The following is a 15,611-nucleotide window of genomic DNA, read 5'->3' as shown; positions in this document are numbered from 1 at the left end:
AGGAGCTTGCTGACCCAGCCCGGGCTCACTCCGTACTTGCGGGCGGCTTGGGCCTGGGTGAGGCCTTCGATCTCGACGGCGGTGATGACCAGCCTGGCTTTCGACACGACCGAGCATCAGGCCACCTCCAGGAGCAGACGGTGTTTCCTATGTCCTGAGACATGTGTTGCCTATGTCCTGAGCCAGCACATGACAGGCGGCTCACCAGTTGGCCCCTGACCTGCAGCGATGCAGGGCGGGGGCCTTCGTCATGGGGTCGGGAAGGGCCGAAGTCAACAGAGGGCCAACAGAAACTCCCTGGGCTGCGGACGCCGGTGATTGTCTTAAGGTCGCTCCCGCGAACCTGGCACAGGCGAGATGTTCGAGACGGAGCCTCTCCGTGTGCCGCTCATGCTTTGTCCCGATTGCTCGAACGACGTCTCAACGTCGGCCCTGGCTTGCCCTCACTGTGGCCGCCCGGGTGCGCCGCTCGCACGCTCGCGGCAGCAACTGAGCGCTCGGCAGCAGCTGAGCTCTCGGCAGACGGTCATGGTCTGCCTCGTGGGCGCACTGATCGTCATCGCCCTTTCCGCTGCCGTCGGGGGAGGACTCGGCTTCCTGATGGCGATGGCAGCTGCAGCGCTGATGCGCCGACGGTAACCGCAACTTCCGATCACCGCGTGCCGATGGTCAGGTGGGACGGCGTAGATGCATGAGCATGGCTCAGGGAGCCGCCTGCCCTTTTCGACCTGCCGGACACCAACGCGTTCATGGGCGCGCCGCGTGTTGTCAGGCTCAACGTTCTGGCACGAGCAGGTTGACGGTGGTGATTCGTCCCTCGTCATCGATCCATAACCAGACCGACCAGTCGTCGTCGCAGGACGTCAGCTCGACTGGGTAGAGCACGATCTGCTTCTCGACAGGGAGGCCGTTGGGGAGTCCGCCGAGATCGATGAGTTCGCACGTGTCGCCCTGGGGGAAGCGGGTCACATCGCTGAACTCACCGGTCTCGACTTCACCATCGCGTCCGGCGACGACCAAAGGCGACACCTCACAGTCCTGCGGCGTGACTCCGGAACAGAGCGACCACGAGGCCGGGTCGTTGGCGGCGGCCGCGGTGACCGTGGCCCACGGCGCGTAGCCGAGCAACTGCTGGACCTCGGGTGCCCAGGTCGGAGGCGGTCCGCCGCGGGCGAAACGCAGGAAAGCGCTCGCAGCCGCATCGAGACCGGCGCAATCGCGTGTCGTGTGTGGGACCTCCACAACGAGCGTGACCGGCCCACGCCAGCCTGGGTCGTCCTCGCGGTCCTCCTCAAGGTCCTGCTGGATCGGCGCCTGCTCCACCACTCCGCGGCGCGGGTGACAAGCTTCCTGTTTCTCGATCCGGGCGGGGTAGCCGGCAGCCGTGACTCGGTCCCGCGCCTCAGTCAGAGAGAGGCCGACTACGTCGGGGATCGGTTCCAGCTCGCTTCCGCGGGCACTCTCGGACCAGGCGACCACGGCGTCGATCGCTCCGGCAGTCTCATACAGCGCAACCTTGGCGGGGCAGCGCGGCTGTGCGGTGACGTCCGCGAAGTCGATGGTGAGAGTGAGCGCCTCACGATCTGCAACGTCTCGCGGCCGCCCGATTCCACACCATGTGTCGGGCGGAGTACCCGCGGTGACCTGAAGCTGCGGCATCAGGTAGGAGTCGCCGACGCGTAGCACCTGCTCGCTGCCTCGGCCGAGGATGCTCAGCGCCGAGTTTGCTCCCCAATCACCGCGAGCCGCGTCGGCTCCGGACAGCGTCCCGGTTCGCACACCGTCCACAAACAGCCCCACTTCGTCGGCGAAACGGGGGGATGGGCCGCGGCCGGTAGCGAAGTCGAGGAACCGCCAGGGCTCCCGAAGATCAGCAAAGCAGTCAGTGGTCGCGCCCTGGTACGACAACAGCACCGTGACGGTCTCGCCAGGCGACAACGGGGTCCCCGCGACCGGCTCGGTCCCCACCGGCCGACCCGCGGGGTCACAGTTGATCTCCTTGCCGTAGCGGACGTCGAGCCCGAGCTCCCGGAGCAGGCCGCTGGCCGACTCCCGGGTGTGCCCGAAGACAGACGGCACGGTGCCGTCCGGCGTCCCGGCTAGGACGACGGGAGCGGGCTTGTCGGCCTCGGGTTCGCCACCAGGGAGGATGCCGGTCAGGGCGGTCCCCGCCACGACCAAACCGGCTACGGCCGCAGCGGCCGCCAGGGGCGCCAGGTATCGCCGACGGCGTGATCCGCCCACGCGCGAGGTCCTGGCACGACTCATACCGCCCGTCCGCGCGATGGCGGCTGCCAGGTGCGCATCGGTGTTGACCTCGATGCCGTTCGCGATCCTGTGCAACTCGGCGCGAACTCGGTCCTCACTCAGCATGGTCGACCTCCTCATCCGCCAGCAGTTCGATGAGCCGCGCGCGGGCTCGCAACAAATGGGTGCGCACAGTCGATGCTGAGCAGCCCAGAAGTGCGCCGATCTCCGCGGCCGACTGGTCCTCGTAGTAGTGCAGCGCCACTGCCGCGCGCTGCTGCGCCGGGAGGGCGCGCAGCGCGGCCGCGAGGTCCAGATCGCGCTCCGGTGGTAAGGAGTGCGGCGACTGACCACGGGTCAGTGCGCGGCGGGATCCCTCCCGGCGGGCTACTCGGACCGCCATCCGGATCGAGATGCGTCGCAACCACGCCTGTGGACTGTCGTAGTTCCGGACCTTCGCCCAGTTCCGGTAAAGCTGGCCGAAGGCGTCCTGCGCCACGTCCTCGGCCAACTGCTGGTCATGCAGAATCAAGTACGCCGTCCGCACCGTCCGCCCGAATTCGCAGCGAAAGAAGTCGGAGAACTCTTGGTCATCCGGCTCGGTCATCGACGCACCTCGCCGCGGGCGGAATGAACTTCATGGCTCTATACAGACCCAACAAGGCGACCACGTCCACTGCGACTCGCAGATATTTCCGGGCTCGCGTCCCAGAAGGACTCGTGCCCCTCGGCGGATCGATGACGATGCCCGGGACGGACCCGGTGGGATCGGCCGCCTTCGCGCAGACGAGCGGCGCGCTCTCCGTCGGGGCCTCGTCGGTGGCGACGAAGCGGGTGCCCATGTTGACCGCGACGGCACCCAGCGCCAGGGCGGCCACGGGGCCTCGTTGGTGGCGATGCCGCCGGAGGCGACGACGGGGATGTCGAGGGCCTTGACGGCGGCCCTCGCCCAGGCGACCGTGCAGTGCACCCTCGACGGCTACATCGACAACATCCTCAAGAGCGACGACCAGTTCGACCAGTGCGTCGACGACCGCATCGGTTGATGACAGCAGTCAGCCGTCAATCCTCCACTGAGATCACCGCGAGTCGTGGGTGCGAACCCGACGCTGACACGCAGACCTGTCTCTCATTATTGACGTTTGATGCCAAATGACTAAAATGAGATACATGCCAGCTGCTAGTCCGTATACGAGTCCTCAACAACAGGAAGACCTTGAACGCCTCGGGGCCCGCCTGCGCGAGCGCCGCAAGGCCCTCGGTGTCACGGTAGTCGCCTGCGCTGAAGCTGCTGGCGTCTCGCGCGTGACCATGCACCGGATCGAGGCAGGCAACCCCTCGGTCACGATCGGCGCCTACAGCAATGTCGCGGCCGCACTCGGGCTCCACCTCGTTGTCCCGATCCTCGACACGCCGGCAGCAGAGCCGGTGATGATCGCGGTCGGCGACTATCCCGGCCTGCGCACGCTGGCCTGGCAGACCGACGCCGGCACGACGATCACCGAGACTGAGGCACTCAACCTCTACGAACGCGGCTGGCGACACCTCAACCAGGAGGCGCTCACCGATAACGAGAAGGCGTTCATCCAGCACCTCGCGGACACCTACAGCAACGGGAGGCTCCTTGTTTAGGCGGTTGCACCACCAACGGGTGGCCGAGGTGCTGTCGATGCTCGACGCACCGCTCCTGGCCGAGCACAACTGCTGGTTCGGCGGCGGCACCGCGATCGTCCTCGCCAACGGTGAGTTCCGTGAATCGGTCGATGTCGACTTCCTGGTCTCTGACCAGCAGTCCTACCGAAAGCTGCGCCAGATCGTGAGGGACCATGGGCTCGAAGCTCTGGCCACACGCGAGCTGGACCTCGGTCGGACACCCTCCGTCGACGGTTACGGGATCAGGGCCTCGGTGCTCGTTGCGGGGGTCGCGATCAAGTTCGAGATCATTCACGAAGGCCGCGTCGACCTCGATACTCCCTCCCCGGCGGATGAGATCTGCGGCGTACGGGTCCTGACGCGAACCGACCAGGTCGCAAGCAAGCTGCTTGCCAACGACGACCGCTGGGCAGACACCTCGACCTTCGGCCGCGACCTCATCGACCTGGCCATGATGGATCCCGACACCGCCGCCTTGACGGCCGGCGCGCAGAAGGCAGTCGACGCCTACGGCAAGACGGTCGGAGAGAGCCTCAACAACGCAGTCGCCCACCTCCACGAACGCCCGCACCGTCTTGACGCATACATCCGCGCACTCAAGATGGACGCGCCCCGAGCAGTTGTCTGGCAGAGCATCCGCCACCTGTCCGCGAGATGCGCGAAGGTCGAAGGTCTCGGGTAACCAAGCGGTAGTGCACGTCAAGACAAACAGTCACCTGATCGTGGAGCAGACCCGATCGCAGCGGCGCGGGCGATGCGTTGGGCTATGCGGTAGCCGTCGACTGGGTCGACTGGTTGGCCTGGGCGGCGCCGAGGTTCACCTGAGCCGCACCGTCGCACCGAGGCTGCTGGGCACCCGCTCGAGCAGCACGCGGACCGAGTGGGCCTTGGCGTCGTAGGTCCAGGTGCGGACCTTGCGTCCGTCTACCCGCACACTCGCGGGCCGGTCGACGGCGAGCACGCGGAGCTCCCAGGTGCGCACCCGCAAGGCTCCCGTGAAGCTGCCGCGGGCGCGTCCGATCCGCACGGTCACCGTGCCGTTCTTCCGCTGCTGGTGGAACGAGGTGCGGGTGAAGGCTCCCCGCTCGTAGGCGAAGCCGGCGCCGGCATCGTCGTAGAGCTGACCGCGACCGCGTGGTCCCGGGTAGGCGGTGAGCACCATCCGCCTCGTGGGGGCCAGGCCCGCGCGCGTTCCGACGCGGTGGCTTGGCAGCACCGATCCGGCCCGCACCAGGACCGGGATGCGGTTCAACCCGACCTTGACGGTCGTGACCGCGGGCCCACGCAGGCGCCGGCCCGTCGTGCGCTCGACCCACTGCCCCGGCGGCACCCACAGCCGCACCGAGGCGCGAGTGCCCGGTGTCGTCACGGGCGCGACCACGAGGTCGCGGCCGAAGGTGAACTGGGTGGGGTGCTGGTAGGCGCGCTTCTGGCGGGGCCAGCTCAGGTACAGCGGCCCGGCCATCGGCAGACCGGTGTCCACTGCTCGACGGGCCGCGGTGTAGGTGTAGGGAACGAGCTCGCCGCGCAGCCGCAGGGCCGTCGTCGCGGCCCTGCGGGTCTGGCCGTCGTACTCCCAGGGGAGACGCTTGCCGTGGTTGGAGTGCAGCCGGTCGAGAGGTTGGAAGGTGCCGAGCTGCAGCCAACGGACGTAGAGGTCGTCGGAGAGCGGCGCCCCCGCCTGTGCGGCAGCGACAGCGTTGCACTGTCCCGCCTGGGGCTCGCCGTTGAAGCTGCCGATGTCGTGGGTCACGTAGGGCATGCCGATCGCGGCCTCGGCCGCCGTGTGCTCGGCCTGGAAGGCCAACATCTCCCAGGTGGCGCAGGTGTCACCGGTGAAGTGGATGGCGCTGCGGTGCTCTGCCAGGGCGCCCGTGCCCCCGGCGCCGACGCTGCGGTCGCCGTAGGAGCCGTCGTTGAGGTACTCCCCGCCGATCCGCGAGGGCGCCGGCCACCGGCTGCCCAGCCCCCGGTTGTAGTCGGCGTACTGCGAGTTGATCCAGGTGTCCGGGCTGAGCCCTGGGGCCTCCGCGGCGCCCTCGGCCTCACAGCACCAGTCGAGCCAGAACGCATCGATCCCGGTGGCAGCGAGCTTGTCGTGGAGGTCGAAGTAGGCCTTGAGCTGCCGGGCGTCGGTCCAGTCGAACACGTGGCACTCGCCGGTGGTGTCGGCCTGGATGGGCCGGCAGTCCTGGCTCGACGCGAGTCCGCCCGCGGCCTCGTTCGTGGCCTCGAACTGTGGGTCGTTGCTGCTGATCGAGGGGTGGATGTTGGCGATCAGGGCGATGTCGCGACGCTGCGTCCAGTCGACGAAGGTGTCCGGGTCGGAGAACAGGTCCCTGTTCCAGTCCCACCCGTTCCAGGCGAACGCCCGGCCGGGCTGACCCACCGCGAGGGTGGCCACGGCCGAGCCGACCGGGTCGTTCTGGCGCTTGAAGTCGGTGTCGAGCGAGAGGGTGTCCAGCGGCACCCGCTCCCGCTCGAAGCGCTTCACGAGGGCGCGGAACTCGGCCTCGGTGTAGGCGAAGTACTTCGAGAACCACACGCCGAACGCGTTGCGAGGCAGCAGCGGAGCGGCACCCGTCAGCGTGCGCAGGTCGGCGAGGGCTCGACGGAAGTCGTGTCCGTAGGCGAAGGCGTACCAGTCCCGATAGGTGCCGTCGCGCTGCGGCCGGACCCGGAAGCCGGGCTCCTGGTCGACCAGGAGCACGGTGTCGCTGTCGTCGACGACGTGCCAACCCTCTCGCGTGAGGATGCCGTTGTTGAGCGGCTCCCGCCCGGTGGAGAGGTCCAGTCCGCGTGTCCATCCGCCGAGGTAGGAGTGCTCGGCGCCCGGACGGGGGCGCACGGTCCGCGACCGGTTGCCGTCGCGGAAGGTGAGGACGAGGTTGCCGGCGCTGAAGTCGCGACCCCGCCGCCAGCGAAGCTCGACCTGACGGGTCCGGATCACCCGCCAGGCGCCCTCCACTGCGGTGGTGAACTGCGGCGCCGCGCCCAGGCCGTCGCTCGAGCGGTCCGGCACGGTCATGGTCGGGGTGTTCTCGAAGCGGCCGTTGGCGGCGTACTCCATCCGGATCAGGGTGGGCGTGATGACCTGGAAGCGAGCGCGCCCGTCGGTCACGGCGCGGCCCTGGGACGGCGCTGGGGACTGGGACTGCGCTTGAGACCGGGACTGGGCCTCTGGCATCGCCTCGGCCGACGGGCCGGCGATGAGCAGGGTCGCGGCGAGGGCCAGGGCCATCAGGATGCGCACGGCGTTCACTGTAGGTCCGCCACGGCGTCGCGGGGGCGATCTCGCTGGACGGGACCTCGCCGAGCCTGGGCCGGCTGCGGAGAGCGCGACGTGCTGCCCTCGCCGCAGGTGGCGCGGGTCAGCCTGGACAACGTGACGGCGCTCGCCAGGGCCCGGTTGCCTGCCGGGGAGAAGTGCAGTCGATCGCCACCGTCGTACCGGGGCCTGATCCTGCTGCTGTCGTGAGGATCCCGCACTGCCGCATCGAAGTCGATGACGCCGTCGGAGAGGTTCTGGAAACGGATCCACCGGTTCACCTCGCGCCGCAGGTCGTCGGCCGACTCGTTGCCGTACGTCGGAACGATCATGCCGCCGGAAGGAGCGATGGTGCCCAAGGAGATGCGGACTCCTGCTCGGTGGCTTCGACGGATCAACCAGCGATATCCGTCGATCAGCTGCTCGGCGGTGACACCGCCCTCCAGGCTGTAGGTCACGGGGAGGTCGTTCATCCCGGCGTGTCCTTGGCCGATGTCGTTGATGCCCTCGACCACCACCACCTCGGTCACGCCCGCCTGGGAGAGGGCATCGATGGCGTAGCGTTTCAGGGCACTGGGACCGCCCTGTGACTGCAGGCCGTCGGCGAGGATGCGGTTGCCTCCGATGCCCGCGTTGAGCACGGAGAGCGTGATCCCCCGTCGGTCGAGCCGGCGCTGCAGGAAGTCTGGGTACCGCACGTTCCTGTCCACGGTCGCCAGGTCTTCACTGACGACGTCGGAGTTGCCTTGGAAGCCGTCGGTGATCGAATCGCCGAACGTCACGATGGACCCCGTGCTTCGGGGCGCCCGCACGTCGATGCCGGCCAGGAAGTACCACCCCGTGGAGGCGCCGTTGACCCCCGATGTCTCGGTGAAGGCCCCTCCGTCGGAGTCGGCGGCGTGGTCTCCAGATCCGACCGGCGACAGGTAGCTCGTCTGGCGGGTGATGTAGTGCTCGGTCGGAGAGGTGATGACGTCCGGAACGACCACGGTGACGGCCGTGGGCGAGAAGGACCGGAGTCGGGCCGAGACGGTGTCGCTGAAGACGTCCTCGCCGGCCGGGATCGTGACGGTGGGTCGGCCGTCGAAGGTCACCGGACGCAGTGAGCCTGCCACGACCGACGGGCCGTCCTTCTGCCTGGCGATGGTCACGGGTCCCAGCGTGATGGGGGTCTTGCCGAACCGGTTGGTCAGACGGATCCGAAGGCGGCTGCCCGACAGGTGCGGCGTCACGATCATGCGCAGGCTCTGCTCGGCGAGTGCCGGCCGACTGACGCCGCCGTCGCTCGGTGCTGCTGCCCAGGAGCCGACCCAGTGTCTGCCCGCACAGCCAGCATTCGCGGAGTCCGGGGTCGAGGTCGCCGCGGCCGGCTGCCAGGTGACCGACGCCGCACCCGGAGCCACCAGCGCCACTGCCATGAGCAGCGCCAACGCCGTCGCGCGAGCCCGTCTGGCCATGGCGTGCCCCCTCGGCCGCGACGATGGTGGTCGAGAGCGCGTCAGCCGGTGGGGTCGCATGTGTCATGCAACGGTGCATGTTACTCGGAGTTACGGCTAGTCTGGGCATTGCTCGTGGACGGACTCGCCCGCTCCCCACACGTTCGCTGCGGCGATCCAGACGGGGTGTCCGTCACGGGAAGGCGTTGGGTGCCAGCGCGTAGCGGCGGTCCGGGGAGGCTGCGTCGATCGGGCTGGGCTCGGTCGCGAGCTGGATCGTGCCGTCGAGAGCGACTCGCACGATGGCCTGGGTGTCGCCCTGGGTGGTGTCCAGGAGAAGGTGTTGGTCGTCCTCCCACACGGCAGTCCAGAAGGCGAAGCCCGCGGGGGTCGTGAACTCGTGGAGCTGGCTGCCGGAGGCGGCGTCGAAGACGCCCCACGTCACGGGTGCGTTGGGGGCCCTGTAGCGCACCCCGACGACCGACGACCCGCCCGGGCTGAAGTCGCGCAGCTGCCAGCCCTGCTTCGTCCAGGCCACGGACCCGGTGGTCGGGTCGAGGACCGCGCCGGTGGGCGGTGCGTCCTGGCTGCCGGCGAGGAGCCCGCTGACGAGACCGAGGCGTGCGTTGACGCCCGTGACCCTGGCGAGAGGGTCGAGGGTGGTCGTGGTGCCGTCGAGGGCGAGCAGCACGGGCTGCCCCTCGTTGTAGGGGCTGGCGACGACCGCGTCGCCGAGGATCCCGACCACGGCGGCGTCCCGGAGCGGCATCGGCCGGGTCCGGTCGGCGGCCGAGGAGGGCCCGGTCGGTCCCAGGTGGAGGGTGATCTCGCCACCGCCACGCGTGCAGTCGGCGGTCGCTGGGCTGACCGCGAAGGCGGTGGAGGCCCCGTCCGGGCTGAGGGCCAGGCTGCCGTGACCGCACCACTGCGCCTCGTCCTCGTGGTCGAGCCAGATGACGTGACCGTCTCCGCGGCGCACCACCAGGAGCGAGTCGCGGTAGGGCACGACGCGGACGACGTCGTCGAAGGGCAGCCTGGTCCTGGTGCCGTCAGCGGCGACGTAGTCGCGACCGTCGATCCAGGCGATGGCGGGGGGAGCTCCGAGGGCCACATCAGCCAGCGTCACCGGCGCCGTCGACTCCTGCGAGGGGCCGACCGGCCCGCTGCCGGTGTCGCTGGACCGTGAGGCGTTGACGACGAACGGTGCCGCGAGCACCAGGGCGGCGGCTGCGGTCGCGACACCGACGCGGAGGTTGCGGCGACGACGCAGGTGCCGCGCGGTGGAGACGACGTCACTCAGCGGGGTCGAGGGCGTCTCGAAGTGCTCGATCCGCTCGCGCAGGGCGTCGCTGAGGAGGTCCTCGGGCCGGGTCATGACATCTCCTCGGGAAGGCGGGTGCGCAGTGCGGCGAGTGCCCGGCTCGCCTGGGACTTCACGGTGCCGAGCGAGATGCTGAGGGCGTCGGCGATCTCCGCCTCCGAGAGGTCCTCGTAGTAGCGCAGCACGATCACGGCGCGTTGCCGCGGGGGCAGGGATGCGACGAAGCGCCAGACGGCCTCGCGGCTTCCGTCGTACTCGATCGCCGGCTGGCCGACCTCCGGCGGTTCGTCGGTGACCACCTCGCGGCGTCGCCATGGTCGCCGCCACGCCGTGCGGTGCTCGTTGAGCAGGATACGGCGCGCGTAGGCGTCGAGGCGGTCACGGTCGTCCAGACGGTCCCAGGCGAGGTAGAGCTTGGCCAGCGTGATCTGCACGAGGTCCTGGGCGGCGTGCTCGTCGTTGGTCAGGAGCAGCGCGAGTCGCTGGAGAGCCGGCTCGCGCGCGACCAGCCAGGAGTCGAACGCCACCACCGATGCATCCTTCGTCACTGTGTGCGGCACACCCCTTACACGCAGCGCGTCCGCCGACGGTTGCACGGAATCCAGACGGATCCGCCCCGGCAGCGCGGGCGGGCGCCGACAGCACCCTCTCATGCTCGCTCGCTCCCAGCGGACGGTTCACCGGGAGGGCGGCGGGTAACGGACCCGGTGACTCATGACCCGAACGACCACTTCGTCCACGTGCGTGGTGCCAGCGAGCACAACCTGAGGAACGTCGACGTCGACGTGCCGCGCGACGCCATGGTGGCCTTCACCGGTGTCTCCGGGTCGGGCAAGTCCTCGCTGGCCTTCGGCACCTTGTACGCCGAGGCGCAGCGACGCTACTTCGAGTCCGTGGCGCCCTACGCCCGGCGGTTGCTGCAGCAGGTCGACGCCCCGCACGTGCAGGAGATCACCGGCCTGCCACCTGCCGTGGCGCTCCAGCAGCGCCGCGGGGCGGCGAGCTCGCGCTCGACGGTCGGGACGATCACCACGCTGTCGAACCTGCTGCGGATGCTCTACTCCCGCTCGGGCACCTACCCCGAGGGTGCCCGGCACCTCGCGGCCGAGGCGGTCTCGCCCAACACCGCGGCCGGCGCGTGCCCCCGCTGCCACGGCCTCGGCCAGGTCCACGACGTGACCGAGGACCTGATGGTCCCCGACCCCTCCAGGAGCATCCGCGACGGTGCGATCGCGGCGTGGCCCGGTGCGTGGCAGGGGGCCAACCTGCGCAGCATCGTGACGGGCCTCGGGATCGACGTCGACCGGCCCTTCGAGAAGCTGCGAAAGAAGGACCGCGACTGGCTGCTCTTCACCGACGAGCAGCCCTCGGTGCTGATCAAGCCGGAGCGGGACCGCATCGACCACGGGTACTACGGGAAGTTCTGGAGCGCCCGCAAGCACGTGCTGCACGTGCTGGCCGACTCCAAGAGCGAGCAGATGCGCACCCGCGCGCTCCGCTTCGTGCAGGAGGCTGCCTGCGGCGAGTGCCACGGCACCGGCCTCCAGGCGGAGGCGCTCGCGGTGCACTTCGCCGGCGCCTCGATCGCCACGGTCAACGCCACGTCGCTGGCCGAGGTGGCCGACCTGCTGCGCCCCTTCGCGACCCAGGGGGAGACCGAGGTGACGGTGCGGCTGTGCGCCGACCTGCTCGCGCGCATCGAGGTCCTTCTCGACCTGGGCCTGGGCTACCTCTCGCTGGGCAGGAGCTCGACCACCCTCTCGCCCGGCGAGGCCCAGCGCCTGCGGATCGCGACCCAGCTGCGCTCCGGGCTCTTCGGCGTGGTCTACGTCCTCGACGAGCCCTCAGCCGGGCTGCACCCCGCCGACGCCGAGCCGCTGCTCGCCGTGCTCGACGCGCTGGTCGGCGCCGGCAACTCGCTCTTCGTCGTGGAGCACGACATGGACGTCGTACGACGAGCCGACTGGGTCGTCGACATCGGTCCCGGCGCCGGTGAGGGTGGCGGCCGGGTGCTCTACTCCGGGCCCGTCGCGGGGCTGGAGCAGGTCGCGGAGTCGGTCACGGCGCGACACCTCTTCGACGATGGGCCGGTCGAGGCGCGCGAGCCCCGGGAGCCGCGCGGCTGGCTGCGGCTCAGCGGCGTGACCCGCCACAACCTGACCGACCTCGCGGTCGAGGTCCCGACCGGCGTGCTGACCGCCGTGACCGGGGTGTCGGGGTCGGGCAAGTCGACCCTGGTCACCCAGGTCCTCGCGGAGCTGGTGCGCGAGCACCTCGGGCTGCCCGAGGGAGAGGACGCGGAGACGGTCGGGACCGACGGGGGGCCCGATGGTGTGCCGGTGGCCCGGGCGGACGGGCTCGAGGCCGTCGACCGGATGGTGCGGGTCGACCAGCGCCCGATCGGCCGGACGCCGCGGTCCAACCTGGCGACGTACACCGGGCTCTTCGACGCCGTCCGCAAGCTCTTCGCGGCGACCGACGAGGCGCGCGCCCGTGGCTACACGGCCGGCCGCTTCTCCTTCAACACCGCGGAGGGACGCTGCGAGACCTGCCAGGGGGAGGGGTTCGTGGCGGTCGAGCTGCTCTTCCTGCCCGGCACCTATGCGCCGTGCCCGACGTGCCACGGCGCGCGCTACGACGAGCAGACGTTGGAGGTGACCTACCGCGGGTGCAGCATCGCCGACGTGCTCGCGATGACCGTCGACGACGCGGCCGGCTTCCTCGCGGACAGCCCGGCGGCCTCGCGCAGCCTCGAGACGCTGCGCGAGGTGGGGCTGGGCTACCTGCGGCTCGGTCAGCCTGCGACCGAGCTCAGCGGTGGCGAGGCCCAGCGGATCAAGCTGGCGACCGAGCTGCAGCGCGCCCGCCGTGGCCACACCCTCTACCTCCTCGACGAGCCGACGTCCGGGCTGCACCCCGCCGACGTCGTCGTGCTGCTGCGCCAGCTGCACCGGCTGGTCGACGAGGGCGACACCGTCGTCCTCGTCGAGCACGACCTCGACACCATCGCCGGCGCCGACTGGATGATCGACCTCGGACCGGGCGGAGGCGACCGCGGCGGCCAGGTGGTGGCCGTCGGCAGACCGCGTGCGGTCGCGAGCGCGGGCATCGGGGCGACGGCGCCCTACCTCGCGCGGCGGCTCGGCTGAGCAGTCATCGGGGCGTTGTCGGCGTCACGGGGAGGGCGGTCGCGAGACGGCCTAGGTTGGAGGCATGCCCGCTGCCTTCCTGCACGCCGCCGCCCGCACGCCCTTCGGCCGCTTCGGCGGAGCCCTGGCCGACATCCGACCCGACGACCTGGCCGCGGTGGCGTTGTCCGGGGTGCTGGCCCAGGTGCCCGACCTGGATCCGGCTCGGATCGGCGACGTGGTGTGGGGCAACGCCAACGGTGCGGGGGAGGACAACCGCAACGTGGGCCGGATGGCGGTGCTGCTCGCGGGGTTGCCGACGTCGGTGCCGGCGACGACGGTGAACCGGCTCTGCGGCTCGTCGCTCGACGCCGCCATGATCGCGTCGCGCACGATCGAGTCGGGCGACGCGGACGTCGTCGTCGCCGGGGGCGTGGAGTCGATGACCCGGGCGCCGTGGGTGCTGCCGAAGCCGTCGCGGGCGTTCCCGGCCGGCAACGTCACGGCGGTCTCGACGACGCTGGGGTGGCGGCTGGTCAACGAGCGGATGCCGGCGGAGTGGACGGTCTCGCTGGGCGAGGCCAACGAGATGCTGGCCGAGCGGTTCTCGATCTCGCGCGAGCGGCAGGACGCGTTCGCCGCCCGGTCGCACAACCTGGCCCACGCAGCCTGGGAGGCGGGGTTCTACGACGACCTGGTCGTCGGCGTCCCCGACGTCGACCTGACCCGCGACGAGGGCATCCGGCCCGGCTCGAGCGCGGGGAAGCTCGCCGGGCTGAGGCCGTCGTTCCGCAAGGACGGCACCATCACCCCGGCCAACGCGTCCCCGCTCAACGACGGCGCCGCGGCCGTGCTCCTGGCGGGGGAGGGCGTCGACCTCGGCGTCGCTCCGCTGGCCCGCATCGCCGGTCGTGGGGTCCATGCTCTCGACCCCCAGGACTTCGGCTTCGCCCCCGTCGAGGCGGCCAACCACGCGCTCGCCCGCGCCGGGATCACCTGGGCCGACGTCGGTGCCGTCGAGCTCAACGAGGCCTTCGCGGTGCAGTCGCTGGCCTGTGTCGACGCCTGGAGGATCGACCCGGAGATCGTCAACGCCAAGGGTGGCGCCATCGCCATCGGACACCCGCTCGGGGCCAGCGGCACCCGCATCCTCGGCACGCTCGCCCATCGCCTCCGGGAGAGCGGCGAGCGCTGGGGAGTGGCCGGCATCTGCATCGGTGTCGGCCAGGCGCTGGCCGTCGTGATCGAGAACGTCGACGCATGACCACCGTCTGCGAAACCACTGCCGAGGCGGTCGCCGACATCGCCGACGGCAGCACCGTGCTGATCGGTGGGTTCGGCCTGGCCGGGATGCCGGTCGCGCTGATCGACGCCCTGATCGACCAGGGCGCCACCGACCTGACGGTGGTCTCCAACAACGCCGGCAACGGCGACACCGGGTTGGCCGCCCTGCTCGCGAGGGGGCGGGTGCGCAAGGTGGTCTGCTCCTTCCCCCGACAGGCTGACTCCTGGGTCTTCGACGAGCTCTTCCGCGCCGGGCGCATCGAGCTCGAGCTGGTCCCGCAGGGCAACCTCGCCGAGCGGATGCGCGCTGCGGGCGCGGGGATCGGGGCGTTCTTCTGCCCCACCGGGGTGGGCACCCCGCTGGCCGAGGGCAAGGAGACCCGCGAGATCGACGGGCGCACCTACGTCCTGGAGATGCCGATCCGCGGTGACGTGGCGCTGATCGGTGCGCACCGTGCCGACCGGCTCGGCAACCTCGTCTACCGCAAGACCGCGCGCAACTTCGGGCCGGTCATGGCCACGGCCGCGACGATGGTGGTGGCGCAGGTCGGTGAGGTCGTCGACACCGGTGTGCTGCACCCCGAGAGGGTCGTGACGCCCTCCATCTACGTCGACCGGGTCGTGGTCGCATGAGCTCGGCGCGCACCAAGGACGAGATTGCTGCTGCGATCGCCCGGGACATCCCCGCCGGCTCCTACGTCAACCTCGGGATCGGCCAACCCACCCTCGTCGCCGACCACCTCCCGCTGGGCTCGGGGGTCGTGCTGCACACCGAGAACGGCATGTTGGGCATGGGACCCGCCGCCCACGGCGACGACGTCGATCCCGACCTCACCAACGCCGGCAAGGTCCCCGTGACCGAGCTGGCCGGGGCGTCGTACTTCCACCAGGCCGACTCCTTCGCGATGATGCGGGGCGGTCACCTCGACGTGTGCGTGCTCGGCGCCTTCCAGGTCTCGGAGCACGGTGACCTGGCCAACTGGGACACCGGCGCGCCGGGGTCGATCCCCGCTGTCGGCGGGGCCATGGACCTCGCCATCGGTGCCAAGCAGGTCTTCGTGATGATGACGCTCTTCGCCAAGGACGGCACGTCCAAGCTGGTGCCGTCGTGCACCTATCCGTTGACCGGGCTGGGGTGCGTGAGCCGGGTCTACACCGACGTAGCCACCTTCGAGGTCGGTCTCGAGGGTGTGCGGCTGATCGAGGTCTTCGGCGTCACCCGCGAGGAGCTGACCGGGCGACTGGACGTGACGCTGCGGTAGACGATCGACCGC

At 70.3% G+C, this 15,611-nt stretch carries 13 protein-coding genes; 7 read left to right on the top strand and 6 right to left on the bottom strand.

What is annotated here, in order from left to right; genetic code table 11:
• Positions 1-774: 774 nt before the first annotated feature.
• Together RMN98_RS01050 and RMN98_RS01045 are read right to left on the bottom strand one after the other, a co-directional pair.
• On the bottom strand, positions 775-2,373 hold the full coding sequence (locus RMN98_RS01050) for a PASTA domain-containing protein (RefSeq protein ID WP_309646948.1): 1,599 nt from the start codon (positions 2,371-2,373) through the stop codon (positions 775-777).
• Positions 2,363-2,854: a sigma-70 family RNA polymerase sigma factor gene (locus tag RMN98_RS01045; RefSeq protein ID WP_309646947.1), complete on the bottom strand. Its 492-nt coding sequence runs from the start codon at positions 2,852-2,854 to the stop codon at positions 2,363-2,365. Before RMN98_RS01045 ends, RMN98_RS01050 begins: the two co-directional genes overlap by 11 nt.
• Before the next feature lie 313 nt (positions 2,855-3,167).
• Between RMN98_RS01045 and RMN98_RS01040 the strand changes: the two genes are divergently transcribed.
• From RMN98_RS01040 to RMN98_RS01030, 3 genes are all read left to right on the top strand, one after another.
• Complete coding sequence (locus tag RMN98_RS01040; protein ID WP_309646946.1) at positions 3,168-3,293, top strand: hypothetical protein; 126 nt, start codon at positions 3,168-3,170, stop codon at positions 3,291-3,293.
• Positions 3,294-3,417: 124 nt separating this feature from the next.
• The gene (locus tag RMN98_RS01035) at positions 3,418-3,879 is read left to right on the top strand and encodes a helix-turn-helix domain-containing protein (protein WP_309646945.1); all 462 of its coding nucleotides are present in this window, start codon (positions 3,418-3,420) and stop codon (positions 3,877-3,879) included.
• A gap of 19 nt (positions 3,880-3,898) precedes the next feature.
• On the top strand, positions 3,899-4,582 hold the full coding sequence (locus tag RMN98_RS01030; protein WP_309646944.1) for a nucleotidyl transferase AbiEii/AbiGii toxin family protein: 684 nt from the start codon (positions 3,899-3,901) through the stop codon (positions 4,580-4,582).
• Positions 4,583-4,717: 135 nt separating this feature from the next.
• Here the strand turns inward: RMN98_RS01030 and RMN98_RS01025 are convergent, their stop codons facing one another.
• The 4 genes from RMN98_RS01025 to RMN98_RS01010 all read right to left on the bottom strand — a co-directional run bounded on the left by RMN98_RS01025 (position 4,718) and on the right by RMN98_RS01010 (position 10,455).
• Complete coding sequence (locus RMN98_RS01025; RefSeq protein WP_309646943.1) at positions 4,718-7,153, bottom strand: TIM-barrel domain-containing protein; 2,436 nt, start codon at positions 7,151-7,153, stop codon at positions 4,718-4,720.
• Between the two features lie 5 nt (positions 7,154-7,158).
• Positions 7,159-8,625 carry a GDSL-type esterase/lipase family protein gene (locus RMN98_RS01020; RefSeq protein ID WP_309646942.1) on the bottom strand — a complete coding sequence of 489 codons (1,467 nt, stop codon included), beginning with the start codon at positions 8,623-8,625 and terminating at the stop codon, positions 7,159-7,161.
• Between the two features lie 172 nt (positions 8,626-8,797).
• Positions 8,798-9,979, bottom strand: a complete 1,182-nt coding sequence (locus RMN98_RS01015) for a hypothetical protein (RefSeq protein ID WP_309646941.1) — start codon at positions 9,977-9,979, stop codon at positions 8,798-8,800.
• Positions 9,976-10,455, bottom strand: coding sequence for a SigE family RNA polymerase sigma factor (locus tag RMN98_RS01010; RefSeq protein ID WP_309646940.1), 480 nt, complete (start codon positions 10,453-10,455; stop codon positions 9,976-9,978). The genes RMN98_RS01015 and RMN98_RS01010 overlap by 4 nt, the downstream gene beginning before the upstream one ends.
• Before the next feature lie 177 nt (positions 10,456-10,632).
• Here RMN98_RS01010 and RMN98_RS01005 point away from each other — a divergent pair, with 177 nt between their 5' ends.
• From RMN98_RS01005 to RMN98_RS00990, 4 genes are all read left to right on the top strand, one after another.
• On the top strand, positions 10,633-13,074 hold the full coding sequence (locus RMN98_RS01005; RefSeq protein ID WP_309646939.1) for an excinuclease ABC subunit UvrA: 2,442 nt from the start codon (positions 10,633-10,635) through the stop codon (positions 13,072-13,074).
• Positions 13,075-13,138: 64 nt separating this feature from the next.
• Positions 13,139-14,317: a thiolase family protein gene (locus RMN98_RS01000; protein ID WP_309646938.1), complete on the top strand. Its 1,179-nt coding sequence runs from the start codon at positions 13,139-13,141 to the stop codon at positions 14,315-14,317.
• Entirely contained in the window at positions 14,314-14,970 is a 657-nt protein-coding gene (locus tag RMN98_RS00995; RefSeq protein WP_309646937.1) for a 3-oxoacid CoA-transferase subunit A, read from the top strand. The genes RMN98_RS01000 and RMN98_RS00995 overlap by 4 nt, the downstream gene beginning before the upstream one ends.
• Complete coding sequence (locus RMN98_RS00990; protein ID WP_309646936.1) at positions 14,967-15,599, top strand: 3-oxoacid CoA-transferase subunit B; 633 nt, start codon at positions 14,967-14,969, stop codon at positions 15,597-15,599. The genes RMN98_RS00995 and RMN98_RS00990 overlap by 4 nt, the downstream gene beginning before the upstream one ends.
• The last annotated feature ends 12 nt before the right edge of the window (positions 15,600-15,611 follow it).

It is taken from the genome of Nocardioides sp., from assembly GCF_031397825.1.
Taxonomy (GTDB): Bacteria; Actinomycetota; Actinomycetes; order Propionibacteriales; family Nocardioidaceae; genus Nocardioides.
Note: the sequence above shows the minus strand (reverse complement) of the source record. Positions and strands in the feature narration are given on the sequence as shown.